General features: G+C 66.3%; 18 protein-coding genes. 4 read left to right on the forward strand and 14 right to left on the reverse strand.

Annotated features, from left to right (window positions below; all coding sequences use genetic code 11):
- Window positions 1-21: 21 nt before the first annotated feature.
- The 3 genes from KW832_RS22545 to KW832_RS22555 form a co-directional block, all read right to left on the reverse strand.
- Window positions 22-636 carry a hypothetical protein gene (locus tag KW832_RS22545; protein ID WP_218301464.1) on the reverse strand — a complete coding sequence of 205 codons (615 nt, stop codon included), beginning with the start codon at window positions 634-636 and terminating at the stop codon, window positions 22-24.
- Between the two features lie 85 nt (window positions 637-721).
- On the reverse strand, window positions 722-991 hold the full coding sequence (locus KW832_RS22550; protein ID WP_055395624.1) for a helix-turn-helix transcriptional regulator: 270 nt from the start codon (window positions 989-991) through the stop codon (window positions 722-724).
- A gap of 24 nt (window positions 992-1,015) precedes the next feature.
- Window positions 1,016-1,615 carry a DUF2975 domain-containing protein gene (locus tag KW832_RS22555; RefSeq protein ID WP_218301463.1) on the reverse strand — a complete coding sequence of 200 codons (600 nt, stop codon included), beginning with the start codon at window positions 1,613-1,615 and terminating at the stop codon, window positions 1,016-1,018.
- 59 nt (window positions 1,616-1,674) lie between these two features.
- Between KW832_RS22555 and KW832_RS22560 the strand changes: the two genes are divergently transcribed.
- Window positions 1,675-2,313 carry a hypothetical protein gene (locus KW832_RS22560; protein WP_147433268.1) on the forward strand — a complete coding sequence of 213 codons (639 nt, stop codon included), beginning with the start codon at window positions 1,675-1,677 and terminating at the stop codon, window positions 2,311-2,313.
- Between the two features lie 29 nt (window positions 2,314-2,342).
- Here KW832_RS22560 and KW832_RS22565 read toward each other — a convergent pair whose 3' ends face one another.
- Both KW832_RS22565 and KW832_RS22570 read right to left on the reverse strand, forming a co-directional pair.
- Window positions 2,343-3,944: a gamma-glutamyltransferase family protein gene (locus tag KW832_RS22565; protein WP_218301462.1), complete on the reverse strand. Its 1,602-nt coding sequence runs from the start codon at window positions 3,942-3,944 to the stop codon at window positions 2,343-2,345.
- 168 nt (window positions 3,945-4,112) lie between these two features.
- Window positions 4,113-5,096 carry a tripartite tricarboxylate transporter substrate binding protein gene (locus KW832_RS22570; RefSeq protein WP_218301461.1) on the reverse strand — a complete coding sequence of 328 codons (984 nt, stop codon included), beginning with the start codon at window positions 5,094-5,096 and terminating at the stop codon, window positions 4,113-4,115.
- Between the two features lie 152 nt (window positions 5,097-5,248).
- Between KW832_RS22570 and KW832_RS22575 the strand changes: the two genes are divergently transcribed.
- On the forward strand, window positions 5,249-6,160 hold the full coding sequence (locus KW832_RS22575) for a LysR family transcriptional regulator (protein ID WP_121421409.1): 912 nt from the start codon (window positions 5,249-5,251) through the stop codon (window positions 6,158-6,160).
- A gap of 128 nt (window positions 6,161-6,288) precedes the next feature.
- On the opposite strand, the gene KW832_RS22580 is transcribed toward KW832_RS22575, so the two are convergent.
- The 9 genes from KW832_RS22580 to trpE all read right to left on the reverse strand — a co-directional run bounded on the left by KW832_RS22580 (window position 6,289) and on the right by trpE (window position 12,691).
- Complete coding sequence (locus KW832_RS22580; protein ID WP_121421410.1) at window positions 6,289-7,005, reverse strand: uracil-DNA glycosylase; 717 nt, start codon at window positions 7,003-7,005, stop codon at window positions 6,289-6,291.
- Window positions 7,006-7,075: 70 nt separating this feature from the next.
- A complete protein-coding gene (gene trpC, locus KW832_RS22585; protein ID WP_056065300.1) occupies window positions 7,076-7,879 on the reverse strand; it encodes an indole-3-glycerol phosphate synthase TrpC in 804 nt (267 codons plus the stop codon).
- Complete coding sequence (locus tag KW832_RS22590) at window positions 7,869-8,033, reverse strand: hypothetical protein (protein WP_174240343.1); 165 nt, start codon at window positions 8,031-8,033, stop codon at window positions 7,869-7,871. Before KW832_RS22590 ends, trpC begins: the two co-directional genes overlap by 11 nt.
- 7 nt (window positions 8,034-8,040) lie before the next feature.
- Window positions 8,041-9,078, reverse strand: a complete 1,038-nt coding sequence (trpD, locus tag KW832_RS22595) for an anthranilate phosphoribosyltransferase (RefSeq protein ID WP_055395612.1) — start codon at window positions 9,076-9,078, stop codon at window positions 8,041-8,043.
- A gap of 23 nt (window positions 9,079-9,101) precedes the next feature.
- On the reverse strand, window positions 9,102-9,767 hold the full coding sequence (locus KW832_RS22600) for a LysE family translocator (protein WP_218301460.1): 666 nt from the start codon (window positions 9,765-9,767) through the stop codon (window positions 9,102-9,104).
- 8 nt (window positions 9,768-9,775) lie between these two features.
- A complete protein-coding gene (locus KW832_RS22605) occupies window positions 9,776-10,282 on the reverse strand; it encodes a DinB family protein (RefSeq protein WP_218301459.1) in 507 nt (168 codons plus the stop codon).
- On the reverse strand, window positions 10,279-10,863 hold the full coding sequence (locus KW832_RS22610) for an aminodeoxychorismate/anthranilate synthase component II (protein ID WP_218301458.1): 585 nt from the start codon (window positions 10,861-10,863) through the stop codon (window positions 10,279-10,281). The genes KW832_RS22605 and KW832_RS22610 overlap by 4 nt, the downstream gene beginning before the upstream one ends.
- Window positions 10,860-11,195, reverse strand: coding sequence for a chorismate mutase (locus KW832_RS22615; protein WP_218301457.1), 336 nt, complete (start codon window positions 11,193-11,195; stop codon window positions 10,860-10,862). Before KW832_RS22615 ends, KW832_RS22610 begins: the two co-directional genes overlap by 4 nt.
- Entirely contained in the window at window positions 11,192-12,691 is a 1,500-nt protein-coding gene (gene trpE / locus KW832_RS22620; protein WP_055395603.1) for an anthranilate synthase component I, read from the reverse strand. The genes KW832_RS22615 and trpE overlap by 4 nt, the downstream gene beginning before the upstream one ends.
- A gap of 361 nt (window positions 12,692-13,052) precedes the next feature.
- Here trpE and KW832_RS22625 point away from each other — a divergent pair, with 361 nt between their 5' ends.
- Window positions 13,053-13,640: a chalcone isomerase family protein gene (locus KW832_RS22625; protein WP_055395601.1), complete on the forward strand. Its 588-nt coding sequence runs from the start codon at window positions 13,053-13,055 to the stop codon at window positions 13,638-13,640.
- Window positions 13,641-13,902: 262 nt separating this feature from the next.
- A complete protein-coding gene (locus KW832_RS22630; RefSeq protein ID WP_218301456.1) occupies window positions 13,903-15,552 on the forward strand; it encodes a methyl-accepting chemotaxis protein in 1,650 nt (549 codons plus the stop codon).
- Window positions 15,553-15,558: the final 6 nt, after the last annotated feature.

The raw sequence follows: 15,558 nt of genomic DNA on the forward strand, positions 1-15,558 counted from the left end.
TGCCCAGCGCCGCCCCAGCATTCAGCGGCAGGTGCTGGTTGGCGCAACGCGGGGCGCAGCCCCCATGGACGGAGGCTGGTTGGCCGAAGGCAACTCCACACAGTAGGTGCCCCAGGGGCCCGCAGCCTGAACCATGCGCTGGCCCTCTGCGCCGCGCAGGTCGCGCTCGGCAATGCCAGATCCTAAGGCACCCGCTGGAGCGACTTCCCAGCGCTGATGCGGCGGCTGTGGTTGCTGCGCCCCTTGCCGGCGCTGCCAGGCCCGCTCGCGCTGGAGCGCCCGTGCCACATCGTCCATGCTGGGAGCAGCCAGTGGGGCATCACCCGGCCCGGATGCCGGCGCCCGCGGCGCGGGCGCAACTGGCAGTGCGGCGGTCAAGCCCGCTACGCCGCCATCAGGCGCAGCAGGCTCCACAGCGATCGGCCGCCCGCTGCGGGTAACGGCCTGCGTGCGACCCTGCGCGCTGGCATCGGGTGTGGCGCTCCGGGCTGGGGCGGCAGGCTGGGGCATGGCAGCTGGCAACGGCTCGCTGGGTGCCGTGGACGCGGGCAGCAGCGCCAGCGTCACCCATACCATGGCAGGTGCATCGCTGCGCTCGGGCGAAGTCCGCAGAGCACCATCGCTTCTGCTCAGCATCGCCAGAACCAACCCATGCAGCAACAGCGCCCCAGCTACTGCCCAGGCCAGTCGCGGGCCGGAGCCGCGCGGGCCTCGCACTGCCCTAGTCGCCCTGGGCCAAGCCACCAGCCTCGCCACGCGAAGGCGCCTCGCTATCCTTCGTGTCCGCATCGGGCACCCAGGCCAGCAGGTCTGCCGGCTGGCACTGCAGATAACTGCAAATGGCGGACAGGGTCTCGAAACGCACGCCCTTGACCTTTCCGCTCTTGAGCAGGGACAGGTTGGCCTCGGTGATGCCCACATGGGCCGCCAGATCGCGCGACTTGACCTTGCGGCGCGCGAGCATTTCATCCAGGGTCACGACAATCGCCATGGGAATTCCTTCGCTGGCGAGTTGCTAAACAAACGCATCCGCTTCGGCTTGCAGGCGGTGGCCCTCGGCCAGCACGTGCCCCAGAAGCAACATCATCAGCCCCACGACCAATACGCTCATTTCAAACGGTCCCACGCCCAGCGCCACCAGGCCGTTCTGCTGGCCGGAAGCCAGCCAGGACAGCAGCGCCGTCACCCCCGCCTGGTAGACGAGTGAAGTCACGAACATCGCCAAAAAGCCCCAGCCCACGCCACGGAACCCGTGCACCACCGCCGGCCCGAACACGGCCCCGGCCAGAAAGGACCGGCAGATGCGATGCACGCACAGCACCGCATACAGCATGGCCGCAGCGGGAATGCACTCCAGCGCCACGCCCACCCAGCGCCAATGGGTCTCCATGGAGGGCGGCGGTTTGAGGCCGACCAACAAGGCCTGCGAGGGCACCACCGACAGCGGCATCCAGCCACCCCAACCCGTTTCATGCCCGATGGCCGCCCAGCGCGCCATCGACAACACCAGCGATACCAGGGCACACGCCCAGCTGGCCGCGAGAAGACCCCAGGCCAGGCGGCGAAACGAGGGGCTGTGAACAGAAGATACCGATGGGGGTAAATGTTGCGTCATGGTTGGTGAGTTTTTCTGTAAAACAATAATAATATACCGTCAAACAGAAATTTACTACCATGCTTTTTTTCCTAACGCCCCTGCGCCCTTTGGCTTTTCTCCGTGCTTTATCGTGTCTTTTGGCCCTGGTGCTGCTGTCGGCCTGTGGCAGTGTGCCGGTGTCATCACTGTGGAAGCTGCGGCAGCTCCAGCTGGAGACGCTGGACCCCGCCGCGCTGCGCGCCGCCGTGGTACACAGCCCGGGCCTGCAGCTTCATGGCAACGCACTGGAGCTCACGGTGAGCGTTTCGCGCACGCTGCGCAAGCCCGGGGGAGCCATCGCCACCGAGCGCCTGGAAGAAAAATTGCCCCTGCAGGAGCTGCGCAGCACGGCCGATCGCAGCGTGCTCGCGGAATATGAAACGTCCCGGACCCATGTGCAGGTCTGGCGGATCGACCCAGCCGCCCTGCCGCGCCTGCAGGCTCTGCGAGAGCGGGCCATGGGCTGGAAAGGCACGGACGATGGTTCCCGTCAGTTGGGCCTGGGGCTGGAACTGTCGGGCTGTCAACAAGGCGGCTCCGGCAGCCGCGTCGTGACCACCCTCTTGCGATTCACCGAAACGGGGGAATACATCCCGCTGGTGCGCAACCTCGACCTTGCGGAGACGATGCCAGCGCACGAGCTCGCCAAGCGGTTTCCGGCCTGCACAACGCGCTGAGCCGCCTCAGTGCGCTGCGCGCAAGGCCGTCAGAACGCTACCGCGTGCCCGTCCTTGCGCGGGTCGGAGCCTGCGATGTAGCTGTTGCCGTTCTTCAGCACCAGCTGGGCGCCGCCAAAGGCGAACACGCCGTTGCCCTCTTCCACCGTCACCTCGTGCCCACGTGCACGCAGTGCGGCGACCACGGCGGGGTCAAAGCCTGGCTCCACCGCCACGCCCTTGCCGCCGGTGATGCGCCAGCGCGGCGCATCAGCGGCTGCCTGCGGGTTCTGGCCGTAGCGCAGCACGCGCAGCGCCATCTGGGTGTGGCCCTGGCTTTGCATGGGGCCGCCCATCACGCCAAACGCCATCTGCGGCGTGCCGTCGGCATGCATGGCAAAGGCCGGGATGATGGTGTGCGAGGGGCGCTTGCGCGGCGCCACCTGGTTGGCGTGGCCCGGGATCAGGTTGAAGCCATGGCCCCGGTTCTGCAGGCTGATGCCCGTGCCCGGCACCACTACGCCTGAGCCAAAGCCCATGTAGTTGGACTGGATGAACGAGACCACCATGCCGGACGCGTCGGCTGCCGCCAGATACACCGTGCCGCCGGGGCGCGGCGCGCCGTAGCCGGGGTCGCCAGCGCACGTGGTGTCGATCAGCGCGGCGCGGCTGCGCAGGTAGTCGGGGTTCAGCAGCGCATCGGGCTTTACAGGCATGGCGTCGATGTCGGCGTTGTACTGGTGCAGGTCGGCAAACGCGAGCTTCATGGCCTCGATGCTGGCGTGCACGGTCTCCACATCGTCCACCGGGTGCGCGCCAATGCCGTGCGCGTCGAGCATGCCCAGCGCCATCAGTGCGGCAATGCCCTGGCCGTTGGGTGGAATCTCATGGACCACCGAATCGCCAAACCGCTGCTGGATGGTGCCCACCCAGTCGGCCTGGTGCGCGGCCAGGTCGGCCATCGTCATGGCGCCGCCATGGGCCTGCGAATGTGCGGCGATGCGCTCGGCAATCACGCCCCGGTAGAAGGCCTCGCCCTCGGTCTCGGCAATCAGCTCCAGCGTGCGCGCATGGGCGTCGCTGCGGAAGATTTCGCCCGCCTGGGGCACGCGACCATTCGGCATGAAGCACTCGGCAAACCCGGGCTGCGTGCCCAGCTTGGCCGCGCCCAGCGCCCACAGGCGGGCGATGGTGGGTGACACCGGAAAGCCGTTGCGCGCGTAGTCGATGGCGGGCTGGGCCAGTTGTGCAAACGGCAGCTTGCCCAGGCGCTTGGACAAGGCCACCCAGGCCGACACGGCACCCGGCACGGTGACGGCGTTCCAGCCCGTTTCAGGAATGCTGCCCAGCTTCTCGAAGTATTCAGGCGTCCATGCCGCAGGCGAGCGGCCCGAGGCATTGAGGCCGTGCAGCTCCTTGCCATCCCACACGATGGCAAACCCGTCGCTGCCCAGGCCGCAGCCCGTGGGCTCCACCACCGTGAGCGCCATGGCAGCGGCAATGGCGGCGTCCACCGCGTTGCCGCCTGCCAGCAGCATGCGCAGGCCCGCCTGCGCCGCCAGCGGCTGCGAGGTGGAGACCACGTTGCGGCCCATGACCGCGCTGCGGTTTGAGGCGTAGGGAAGGGACCAGTCGAGGGATGGGGTATTCATAGCGTTCTGACTCTGTTGCCCCGCACAGGGCGGGCTGCATGAAACCGGCGCGGCGCAAAGCGAGGGACGCCGAGGAAGGGCCGCCCCGCACCGAGGGCGTCGTCCCCCTTCCCGAAAGGCAACGCCATTCGAGAGAAGGGGGAAGCGGCAAAGCCGCTCAGGGGGATGTCACTCCAGGGTTATTTTGTGTTGGCGAATGACGGTGGCCCAACGGTTGCTGTCGGCCTGCACCATGCTGGCGAACTGCGCGGGCGTGCGCGGTGCGGCGGGCTCCACGCCCAGCTTGGCCAGGCTCTCGGCCACTTCGGGCGCCTGTACGGCTTTGGCGAAGGCCTTATGCACCTTCTCCACCAGCGCGGGGGATGCCCCGGCAGGCAGGTACACGCCAAACCAGGTCACCGACGAATAGCCGGGCAGGCCAGATTCGGCCAGCGTGGGCAGCTCAGGCGCCAGGGTGCTGCGCTTTTCGCTGGTCACGGCCAGTGCGCGCAGGCGGCCGGCCTTGGCGTGCGGCATGCCGGTGGGCAGCGAGTCAAACAGCACATGCGTCTGCCCGGCAATCAGGTCCGGGATGGCCAGCGCCGTGCCCTTGTAGGGGATGTGCGTCATCTCCACACCCGCCTGGGCGCTGAAGGCGGCCGTGTTCAGGTGCACGATGGTGCCATTGCCGCTGGTGGCGTAGTTGAGCTTGCCGGGGTGGGCCTTGGCGTAGGCAATCAGTTCGCCCACGGTCTTGACCGGCAGGCTGTTGGTGACCAGCAGCACGCTGGGTGCGTCGGCCACATGGGCCACCGGCGTGAAGTCCTTGCGCGGCTCATAAGCCAGCTTGGGCATGAGGTGGGGCGAGATGGCATGTGTGCTGCTCGTGGTCAGCAGCAGGGTGTAGCCGTCGGGTGCGGCCTTGGCCGCCTCGGCCGTGCCCAGGGTGCCGCCAGCGCCGGGCTTGTTGTCCACCACCAGTTGCTGTCCCAGGTCGGCCGCGACGCGCTGGGTAACGGTGCGGGCCACCAGGTCGGTCGCGCCGCTGGCTGGGAAGGGCACGATCACCCGCACGGGGCGATCCGGCCAATTGGCTTGTGCCTGCGCGGCAGATGCCAGCACCAGCAGGCCGGCCAGGCCCCAGACACCACGGCCCCAGGAAAGTAGACGCATACAGAGCACTCCCGCAAAGAAATCGGACACAACAGAGGATGGAACCATCTTAGGAAGCTGCGCCTTGCTTGACCACCAGCATTTCAGCAAGCTGCTTTGCCACCACGGCAAACCGGCGCATACTGAACACCTCCCTCTCCGCCCCTTCCTCCATGCGTCCCCACCTGCTGCAAGACACCACCCTGCGCTACTTTCTGGCCGTGGCGCAGAGTGGATCGCTCACCGAGGCTTCGGCCCGGCTGCATGTGGCCGCCTCGGCACTGAGCCGCCAGATCGCGGGGCTGGAGGCCCAGCTGGGCACGCCCCTCTTTGAGCGCCACCCGCGCGGCATGGTGCTGACGGCGGCGGGCGAGATCCTGGCGGTGCACGCGCGCCGCACGTTGCTGGACGCCGAGCGCGCGCTGGGCGAGATCGGCGCGCTGCAGGGCCTGCGTGCAGGGCAGGTGCGCCTGGCCACATCGGATGCGTTCGCGAACGAGCTGGTGCCGCGCCTGTGCGTGGAGTTCCAGCGCACGTACGCAGGGGTGCAGTTCAGCGTGATCGCCTTGCCCACGGCCCAGGTGCCCGACGCCGTGCGCAGCGGCACGGCCGACATCGGCTTGTGCTTCAGCCGCGCGCCGCACAAGGACATCGACGTGGCCTACCGCCAGAGCGCCCCGGTGCTGGCCCTGCTGCCGCCTGGCCACCCGCTGGTCAGCGCGGGCAGCGCGACCCTGGCGCAGATGGCCGAATACCCCTTGGCGCTGCCCCCGCCCGAGACCACGGTGCGCCAGATGATCGACATCGTCTGCAGCCGCCAGGGCCTGCAGCTCGACGCCGTGCTCATCAGCAACCATGCCAAGACGGTGGTCAACTTTGTGCTGCTGGGCGGCGGCCTGTCCGTGGCCAGCGAGATCGCCGTGCGCCACCTGGTGGCCGAAGGCGCCATCGTGGCCCTGCCCATCAGCGACCCCGGGATGGACCTGCGCGACATCGAAATTCAGACCCTGGCCGGGCGCAGCCTGCCGGTGGCGGCGCAGGCGTTTCTGGAGCTGCTCAAGGAACGGCTACCGCAGCAGTGGTAGCCCTTGGCGGCGGTTATCCGGCGTGCTGATCATCACCCGGCAGCCCCAGGCGAATCGGGCCCCCGGGCACCGTGGCATCCACCGGCACCCCGCCGCGCGTGACGCGCAGGCGGTGCTGCAAACCCTGCTCAGTAACCGTGCTGCGCGCGAAAATCCCGCGCCTTGCCAAAGTGCCCGTTGCCAATAAAAGGGACAGGCGGGCGCAGTGCCGACAGGGGCGAGGGGTGGTTGGACGTGAGCACCAGGTGCCCGCGGTCAGCGGGAATCCACGCGCGCTTTCCCTGGGCGTGCGAGCCCCAGAGCATGAACACCACCGGACGCGGGCCCTCGGCCACATGGCGGATGACGGTGTCGGTCAGTTCCTCCCAGCCCTTGCCTGCATGGCTGGCGGCCTGGCCCTCTTCCACCGTGAGGCAGGTGTTGAGCAGCAGCACACCGTTCTTCGCCCACTTGACCAGGCTGCCGCCGGGGTTCGGGAACGGGGGGAAGGCCACCCCCAGGTCGCGCTGCATTTCCTTGAAGATATTCTGCAGCGAGGGCGGCAGGCGCACGCCCGGCGCCACCGAAAACGCCAACCCCTCGGCCTGGCCCCGGCCGTGGTACGGGTCCTGCCCCAGGATGACCACGCGCACGTCCTCAGGCGGCGTCAGCTCCAGCGCGCGCAGCGGCTGGGGCGGAAAGATCGCCGCACCCGCCTGCAGCCGCGCCTGCAAGAACGCGAGCAACGCCTGCCCGCGTGCGCCAGCAAAAAAGGCGTCCGCCAACGGCTGCCAGCCGGGCGCCACGGGCCAGTCGGCGGGGTTGGCGCTTTGGAGTTGGGCCGGGGTCTGGGGAGTTGAATTCATGGTCAAAATAGGCTCTAGCGCTTTACCATCAAGCGCAAGCAGCTATTAAAACAGGAGTTTTCACCCTCTCTCACCCAAAGAGCTTGGCCAGGGCCAGGCCCGGATCGTCCGCCCGCATGAAGGCTTCGCCCACCAAGAAGGCGTGCACACCTGCGTCGCGCATGGCCTTCACATCGGCAGGCTTCAAGATGCCCGACTCGGTGACCAGAAGCCGGTCCGCAGGCACGTCCTTGAGCATGGAGAGCGTGGTGTCCAGCGTGACCTCGAACGTGCGCAGGTTGCGGTTGTTGATGCCGACCAGCGGAGTCTTGAGCTTCAGAGCCCGCTCCAGCTCGGGCCGATCATGCACCTCCACCAGCACCGCCATGTCCAGGCTGCGTGCAATGGCCTCGAAGTCGGCCATCTGGGCGTCGTCCAGGCTGGCCGCAATCAGCAGGATGGCGTCGGCGCCCATGGCGCGCGATTCGTAGATCTGGTACGCATCCACCATGAAATCCTTGCGCAGCACAGGAAGCAAGGTGCTGGCGCGGGCTTGTTTCAGGTAGTCGGGCTGGCCCTGAAAGAACTGCCGGTCGGTAAGCACCGACAGGCAAGCCGCGCTCACCTTGCCATCGCCTTCCATGTAGCTCTGGGCAATGTCAGCGGGCTCGAAGTCGGCGCGCAGCACCCCCTTGCTGGGGCTGGCCTTCTTGATCTCGGCAATCACCGCCGCCTGGCCCTTGGCGATCTTGGCGCGCAGCGCGCCTTCAAAGTCGCGCGTGAGCACGCGGCTCTCGGCGTCGGCGCGCATGGCTTCAAAGGACAGGCGCTTTTTGGCGGCGGCCACTTCTTCGTGCTTGACGGCGACGATTTTGTTGAGGATGTCACTGCTCATGGTGCGCGGCCTTTGGGTTGTCGGTTTCGGTGTCGTCGGGCTCAGGGGAGCCCTGTTTCAGAATTTTGGTGAACACGCGGTGCATCACAAACCCGGCCACGATGAAAAGGGCAGAGATGCCCAGTGCAATCCAGGTGCCAGGGTCGCGCCACATGGCCGTGTCAGGCCGCCGTGGCCAGCGCGTGCGTGCGCGTGACCACCTGCTCCAGCTTGGCCAGCGCGGCGCCCGACGCAATCACGGCACGGGCCTTGGCCAAGCCTGCGGGCACCGAATCGACCACATTGGCGGCATACAGTGCCACGCCCGCGTTCAGGCACACGATGTCTTGCGCGGCGCCAGGCTCGCCCTTGAGCACGCCGATCAGCATCTCCCGCGACTGCTCGGGCGTCTCAACCTTGAGCGCGCGATTGCTCGCCATCGGCAGGCCAAAGTCCTCAGGGTGGATTTCGTACTCGGTGATCTGGCCGTTTTTCAACTCACCCACCAAAGTGGCAGCGCCCAGGCTGACTTCGTCCATGCCATCACGGCCGTACACCACCAGCGCGTGCTCGGCGCCCAGGCGCTGCAGCGCGCGTACCTGGATGCCGACGAGGTCGGGGTGGAACACGCCCATCAGGATGTTGGGCGCACCTGCCGGGTTGGTCAGCGGGCCCAGGATGTTGAAGATGGTGCGCACGCCTAGTTCCTTGCGCACCGGGGCCACGTTCTTCATGGCGGGGTGGTGGTTGGGCGCAAACATGAAGCCGATGCCGACTTCAGCGATGCACTGGGCGATCTGCTCGGGTTTGAGGTTGATGTGGATGCCCAGGGCCTCCATCACATCGGCGCTGCCGCTTTTGCTGGACACTCCGCGCCCGCCATGTTTGCTGACCTTGGCGCCCGCTGCGGCGGCCACGAACATCGAGCAGGTGGAGATGTTGAAGGTGTTGGCACCGTCGCCGCCCGTGCCCACGATGTCCACCATGTGGGTCGCGTCCTTGACATGCACCTTGGTGCTGAACTCGCGCATCACCTGCGCGGCGGCGGTGATCTCGCCGATGGTTTCCTTCTTCACGCGCAAGCCGGTGATGATGGCTGCGGTCATGACGGGCGACAGCTCGCCATTCATGATGAGGCGCATCAGATGCAGCATTTCGTCATGGAAGATTTCGCGGTGCTCGATGGTGCGCTGTAGCGCTTCCTGGGGGGTGATGGGCATGACGGTGTCTCCTGGGGTGGCGGTCAAGCCGCCGGTTGATCAGTAAAGGCCAGCTTGAGTCCGAAGCCGATGAACATGGCGCCTGCCACGCGGTCCAGCCAGTGCATGCCGCGCTGGATGGCTGTGGCACGGCGCGCCATCCACGAGGCCGCCAGCGCCCAGCCCACATTGACGGGGATGGCGTTCACGTTGAACAGCACGCCCAGCAGCACAAAGGCCAGCGCCTTGTCGTCGGTGCCCGGCGCGATGAACTGCGGCACAAAGGCCAGGAAGAAGATGGCGACCTTGGGGTTGAGCACATTGGTCCAGAAGCCCCCCAGGAACACTTTGCGAAGCGGCGTGTGCGGCGCAGGGGCCGCCTGAGCCGCCGCCAGCGCTGCACTGTTGCCCGCGTCAGCACCGGGCTTGGACAGCAGCATGCGCACGCCCATCCACATCAGGTAGGCCGCGCCGATCCACTTGAGCACCGTGAACGCCGTGGCCGAGGTGGCCAGCAGCGCGCCCACGCCCACCGCCGCCGCGAAGATGTGCACAAAACAACCGGCCGTGATACCCAGCCCCGCCACGATGCCCGCGCGGGTACCGGAACGCAGCGCGTTGGTCACGATGTAGAGCACATCGGGCCCGGGCGTGAGATTGAGCAGCCAGCCGGCCGCAATGAACATGAGCAGTTGATGAAGTTCGGGCATGGGGGTGTCTACCAGCGTCGGTCAGGTTCCAGGCGGTGCAGGAAGGTCGTCAGCGAATCGCGCGGGGGCTGCACCGCATGCGCGGCCAGGATGCGCCCCGCCGCCCCCCGGTGGTAGGTGCCATGCACGACGAGGTGGTTCAGGATCTCGCTGCGCGACATGCGCCCCGTGTCGCCGTCGGTGAAGCGGAACGCCACCGGTTCGGCCAGCTGCGCATCATCCAGCCCGCCCACGTACTGCACATACCAGTCGTCCGACGCGCGCACAGCATCGCTCAGGGTGGCCAGCTCCGGCGTCTCCTCGGTGTTGGTGGCCCGGTAGGTGGTCTGGGGCAGACCCTGCAGGTGGCTGGCAAAGATGCGGTCCACCACGTAAGTGTGGTTCAGGATGCGCACAAACAGCCGGTAGTCGTCGGCAGGCAATGCGCCCTGCGATGCCGCGCCCAGTGCCAGCAGTTCCTGGTTGGCCCACCGCTTGTACTGAAAGAGCTGGGCCAGGCCCTGAGAGGCCGTCATGCGCGCTGCTCCAGAAAGTTCTTGAGCATGGCGTGGCCGTGTTCGGTGAGGATGCTTTCGGGGTGGAACTGCACGCCTTCGATGGGCAGTGTCTTGTGGCGCACGCCCATGATCTCGCCGTCCTCCGTCCAGGCCGTCACCTCCAGCACATCGGGGCAGGTGGCGCGCTCGATGGCCAGCGAGTGGTAACGGTTGACGGTGAATTGCTCCGGCAACCCCGCGAACACGCCCTTTTGTGTGGTGGTGATGACGCTGGTCTTGCCGTGCATCAGCTCCTGCGCGCGGACGATGGTGCCGCCGAATGCTGCGCCAATGCTCTGATGCCCCAGGCACACACCTAGGATGGGCAGCTTGCCCGCAAAGTGCTGGATCGCGGCAACCGAGATGCCGGCCTCGGCGGGCGAGCAAGGCCCGGGCGAGATGACCAGGCGGTCAAGCTGGCCCGCATTCAGGCGCGCCTCGATCTCGGCCACGGTGATCTCGTCGTTGCGGAACACCTCGACCTCGGCGCCCAGTTCACCAAAGTATTGGACGATGTTGTAGGTAAAGCTGTCGTAGTTATCGACCATCAAGAGTTTCATGCGGCGCTCCCGGCAGTGGCGGGCTCGCGCAGACGGGCGAACTCGCGGTGTTCATAGGCAATGCAGACTTCCATGAGGCTGCGGTAGATGGCTTCGATCACGTCGGCATCGCCACCTTCGGCCTGGGCGCGTTCGCGCACGCGGTCCACGATGGCCTGGATGCGCGCTTCATCGCGCACCTGTTCCACGCCTTGCTTGATGCGCGCGGCCTGGGTCATGTAGCCCACGCGCTCGACCAGCAGGGGGACGAGCACGTCGTCCAGCGCATTCACCTCGCGGCGCACATCCTGCATGGTGGTGCAGGGGTTGACCTTCTCGATCGCGCGGATCATTCCAGCCCCTCCTCGACCAGTTCGGCGGCGCGCAGCAGCGCACGGGCCTTGTGTTCGGTTTCTTTCCATTCCAGCTCGGGCACCGAGTCAGCCACCACACCGGCAGCCGCCTGCACGTAGAGCGTGCCGTTCTTGATGATGCCGGTGCGGATCGCAATCGCCACGTCCATGTCGCCCGCGTAGCTCAGGTAGCCGCAGGCGCCGCCGTAAAGGCCGCGCTTGGTGGGTTCCAGCTGGTCGATGAGTTCCATGGCGTGCACCTTGGGCGCGCCGGTGAGCGTGCCTGCCGGGAAGGTGGCCTTGAGCACGTCCATGCTGGTCATGCCATCGTGCAGGATGCCCTCCACGTTGCTCACGATGTGCATTACGTGGCTGTAGCGCTCCACCGCAAAGGCTTCGGTCACCTTCACGGTGCCGGTCTTGGCGATGCGGCCGATGTCGTTGCGCGCCAGGTCGATCAGCATCACGTGCTCGGCGCGTTCCTTGGGATCGTTGATGAGTTCGACCTCGGTGGCCTTGTCCTTCTCGGGCGTGGCGCCACGCGGGCGAGTGCCGGCCAGGGGGCGGATGGTGACCTTGGTGCCCTCGTCGGTCTTCTCCTGGCGCACCAGGATCTCGGGGCTGGCGCCCACCACATGGAAGTCGCCAAAGTCGTAGAAGTACATGTACGGCGACGGGTTCAGCGAACGCAGCGCGCGGTACAGGCTCAGGGGGCTTTCGGTGTAGCGCTTGTGGATGCGCTGGCCCACCTGCACCTGCATGAAGTCACCCGCAGCAATCAGCTCCTTGGCGCGGTTCACAGCGGCCAGGTAGTCGGCCTTGGCAAAGTCGCGCTGGGCGGGGTGGCTTTCGGTGGCCTTGACCACGGGGGCACTCACCGAATACTTGAGCTGCTCTTTCAGCTCGCGCAGGCGCTTCTTGGCGCGGGTGTAGGCCTCAGGCTGGGCCGGGTCGGCGTAGACGATGAGGTAGAGCTTGCCCGAGAGGTTGTCGATGACCGCCAGTTCTTCGCACTGCAGCAACAGGATGTCGGGGCACCCCAGGGTGTCGGGCGGGCAGGTGGTCTCCAGCTTCTTTTCGATGTAGCGCACCGCGTCGTAGCCAAAGTAGCCCGCTAGGCCGCCACAAAAGCGCGGCAGGCCGGGGCGCAGCGCCACCTTGAACCGCTTTTGGTATGCCTCAATGAAGTCGAGCGGATTGCCCTGGGCGGTTTCGACCACCTGGCCGTCCGTCACGACCTCGGTTTTGGCCTGCGCCCCAAAGCCGCTGGCCCGCAGCAGCGTGCGTGCGGGCAGGCCGATGAAACTGTAGCGCCCGAAGCGCTCGCCACCCACCACGGATTCGAGCAGGAAGCTGTGCTTGCCCCCGTCCTTGGTGTGCGCCAGCTTCAGGTACAACGAGAGCGGGGTTTCCAGGTCCGCAAAGGCCTCGACCATGAGCGGAATGCGGTTGTAGCCTTCGCTGGCCAGGCTTTTGAATTCAAGTTCTGTGATCACGGGGAGGGCTCCCAGCTGTCGCAGCGCGTGTCCCTGTCAATGAAAAAGGGGTGCTGCGGTCCATTCAATCGGCCTCACCGCATCGGGGTGGAGGCCACGGGTGCACGCTGGGGCTGCTGCCCAGGTGCCATCAGGCGTTCAAAGCGACAGGCTGACGCCAGGGCCAGGCTCCCCGGTCGCTGCAACCTGTGATGAACACGTGGTGAATGAACATGGGCCAAAGTGTAGCAAAGCTTTTTTCAGTGCCTGAGTTGACGCCTCTCAAGGCGAGATCGCACAACCACTCGAAAACCCTGTTGCGGCCCGGCAGGAGCACTGCAACAATTTGAAACGAACGACCGTTCTTTTTTAGGAGTTGCGCATGAAGTTTCTCCAGCGATGTGCCGCAGCAGCCGTGGCCTGCCTGTTGGCGGCCGGTGCTATTGCCCAGCCCATCACCGTGGCCGACGTCAAGTATGAAGAGACGAGCAGCCTGAGTGGCAGCAGCCTTCAGCTCAATGGCGCAGGGGTTCGCTACAAGGCCGTGTTCAAGGTGTACACCGCAGGCCTGTACCTTGAAAAGAAGGCCTCGACTCCCGCTGAAATCATGGCCCTGAAGGGCCCCAAGCGCATGAGCATCACCATGCTGCGCGAGATCGACTCCACCGAGCTGGGCAAGCTGTTCTCGCGCGGCATGGAGGACAACATGGACCGCGCAGCGTTCTCCAAGCTCATCCCGGGCGTGCTGCGCATGAGCCAGATCTTCTCGGACCACAAGAAGCTGCAGGCGGGCGACCAGTTCATGATCGACTGGATACCAGGTACCGGCACGGTGATCACGGTCAAGGGCAAGCCCCAGGGCGAGCCTTTCAAGGAGCCGGAGTTCTTCAACGCGCTGCTGGGCATCTGGCTGGGCAATGTGCCCGCCGACTGGAAGCTCAAGGACGCCCTTCTGGGCAAGCCTGCGTAACCCCCTGGGACAAACCCCGAGGCACTTCCGCCCGGGGCTGTCCCGCGCCCGACAGACGCGCTCCCTACTCGGGAGTAGCCTTTGGACCAACGAGCACACCCGCCCCTCACTGACGAAACAACGGCCTCTTGCTGCGCGCACCCCGCAGTCACTGATGCCACGGCCTGAACCGAGATTTTCGCGCTACCCGCGCCCCGCAACGAGCCGTCTGTAACGCCCCCAATTTTCTGCCCCCAGATACCTTTTTGCGCCAGACCCCACCATGAAACTCAGCAACCTTTCCGTCGGCCTGCGCCTGGGCGCGTCGTTCGGTGCCATCCTGCTCATCACCGCGTTGATTGCCGCCACCGGCATGTGGCGCATCGCGAGCCTGCAAGGCGCCAGCGAACGCGTGGCCACACAGGAGATCGAGCAGCAGACCCTGGTGGAGAACTGGGCGTCAGACATCCGCCTGAACTGGGTGCGCACCGAGGCCTTCCTCAAGGCCATTGACCGCGACTACATGGAAAAGCTCACGGCCGACACGCAGGCCACAGCCAAAGGCATCGAGGGCAAGGTCCAGCGCATCGAAGGCCTGGTACAGGGAGACAAGAACCGTGCGCAACTGGCCACCATTGCCGCCGCCAGCAAGGCCTACAACGACAAACTCGCCGAGATCCGCGAACTGCACCGTGGCGGCGAGCCCAATGTGCCCACGCTGGTGGACAAGGACTTGCGCCCTCTGGCAGACAAGTACCTCCAATCCCTCGACGACCTGCGCACTGCCATGGCCGCGCAGCTGGCCGACAGCCAGGGCGACACCAGCACGCTGGCCAAGGCCAGCCAGGTGTTGCTGGGCGTGGCCACACTGATAGCCGTGGCACTGGGGGCGCTATTGGCCTTCACCGTCACACGCTCCATCGTGCAACCTGTGCAGCGGGGCAAGCAGGCGGCAGAGAGCATTGCCGATGGCGACCTGACCCACCCCATCGAAGCCAGCGGCAATGACGAAACCGGCCAACTGCTGCAGGCGCTGGCCACCATGCAATCGCGCCTGGCCACCATCGTCGGCAATGTGCGCCACAACGCAGAAGGCGTGGCCACCGCCAGCGTCGAAATTGCATCCGGCAACAACGACCTCTCGGCACGCACGGAACAGCAAGCCTCAGCCTTGCAGCAGACCGCCGCATCCATGGAAGAACTTGGCTCCACGGTGCGCCAAAACGCCGACAACGCGCGCACGGCCAATCAGCTCGCCAGGAGCGCATCCACCGTGGCCCAACAGGGAGGCGATGTGGTGGCCGAAGTGGTCGAGACCATGAAGGGCATCAACGACAGCAGCCGCAAGATCGCCGACATCATCAGCGTCATCGACGGCATCGCCTTCCAGACCAACATCCTGGCCCTGAATGCTGCCGTGGAGGCTGCGCGCGCCGGCGAACAGGGGCGCGGCTTTGCCGTGGTGGCCGGGGAAGTGCGCAGCCTCGCTGGTCGCAGCGCTGAAGCCGCCAAGGAGATCAAGGGCCTGATCGGCACCAGCGTGGAGCGTGTGGAGCGCGGCACAGCCCTGGTGGACAAGGCCGGCGCCACCATGAGCGAAGTGGTTGCATCGATCCGCCGCGTGACGGAGATCATGGGCGAGATCAGCGCAGCCAGCAGCGAACAGAGTCAGGGTGTCTCGCAGGTGGGCGAAGCCATCACGCAGATGGACCAGGCCACGCAGCAGAACGCGGCCCTGGTAGAGCAAAGCGCAGCAGCGGCCGACAGCCTCAAGACACAGGCGGGGCAGCTGGTGGATGCGGTGGCGGTTTTCCGCCTCTCAGCCAACACCACCCGCCACGGCGATGCAACGCCCGCCCCCGTGCGCGGCAGCAGCATCAGCGCATCGCGGCTGGACTACCGCGCCGTGGCGCCACGCCAGTTACCCGCCTGAGATCGG

This window comes from Acidovorax sp. sif0632, assembly GCF_019218805.1.
Taxonomy (GTDB): Bacteria; Pseudomonadota; Gammaproteobacteria; order Burkholderiales; family Burkholderiaceae_C; genus Acidovorax; species Acidovorax facilis.

Coding starts and splice junctions, on each gene's coding strand:
- KW832_RS22610 (WP_218301458.1), bottom strand. CDS start 10,863: ATGAAACTCTTGATGGTCGATAACTACGACAGCTTTACCTACAACATC.
- trpD (WP_055395612.1), bottom strand. CDS start 9,078: ATGCCCATCACCCCCCAGGAAGCGCTACAGCGCACCATCGAGCACCGC.
- KW832_RS22565 (WP_218301462.1), bottom strand. CDS start 3,944: ATGAATACCCCATCCCTCGACTGGTCCCTTCCCTACGCCTCAAACCGC.
- trpC (WP_056065300.1), bottom strand. CDS start 7,879: ATGAGCAGTGACATCCTCAACAAAATCGTCGCCGTCAAGCACGAAGAA.
- KW832_RS22615 (WP_218301457.1), bottom strand. CDS start 11,195: ATGATCCGCGCGATCGAGAAGGTCAACCCCTGCACCACCATGCAGGAT.
- KW832_RS22590 (WP_174240343.1), bottom strand. CDS start 8,033: ATGTGGCGCGACCCTGGCACCTGGATTGCACTGGGCATCTCTGCCCTT.
- KW832_RS22550 (WP_055395624.1), bottom strand. CDS start 991: ATGGCGATTGTCGTGACCCTGGATGAAATGCTCGCGCGCCGCAAGGTC.
- KW832_RS22570 (WP_218301461.1), bottom strand. CDS start 5,096: ATGCGTCTACTTTCCTGGGGCCGTGGTGTCTGGGGCCTGGCCGGCCTG.
- KW832_RS22555 (WP_218301463.1), bottom strand. CDS start 1,615: ATGACGCAACATTTACCCCCATCGGTATCTTCTGTTCACAGCCCCTCG.
- KW832_RS22545 (WP_218301464.1), bottom strand. CDS start 636: ATGCTGAGCAGAAGCGATGGTGCTCTGCGGACTTCGCCCGAGCGCAGC.
- KW832_RS22605 (WP_218301459.1), bottom strand. CDS start 10,282: ATGACGGCCTCTCAGGGCCTGGCCCAGCTCTTTCAGTACAAGCGGTGG.
- KW832_RS22560 (WP_147433268.1), top strand. CDS start 1,675: ATGCTTTTTTTCCTAACGCCCCTGCGCCCTTTGGCTTTTCTCCGTGCT.
- KW832_RS22600 (WP_218301460.1), bottom strand. CDS start 9,767: ATGCCCGAACTTCATCAACTGCTCATGTTCATTGCGGCCGGCTGGCTG.
- KW832_RS22625 (WP_055395601.1), top strand. CDS start 13,053: ATGAAGTTTCTCCAGCGATGTGCCGCAGCAGCCGTGGCCTGCCTGTTG.
- KW832_RS22575 (WP_121421409.1), top strand. CDS start 5,249: ATGCGTCCCCACCTGCTGCAAGACACCACCCTGCGCTACTTTCTGGCC.
- KW832_RS22580 (WP_121421410.1), bottom strand. CDS start 7,005: ATGAATTCAACTCCCCAGACCCCGGCCCAACTCCAAAGCGCCAACCCC.
- KW832_RS22630 (WP_218301456.1), top strand. CDS start 13,903: ATGAAACTCAGCAACCTTTCCGTCGGCCTGCGCCTGGGCGCGTCGTTC.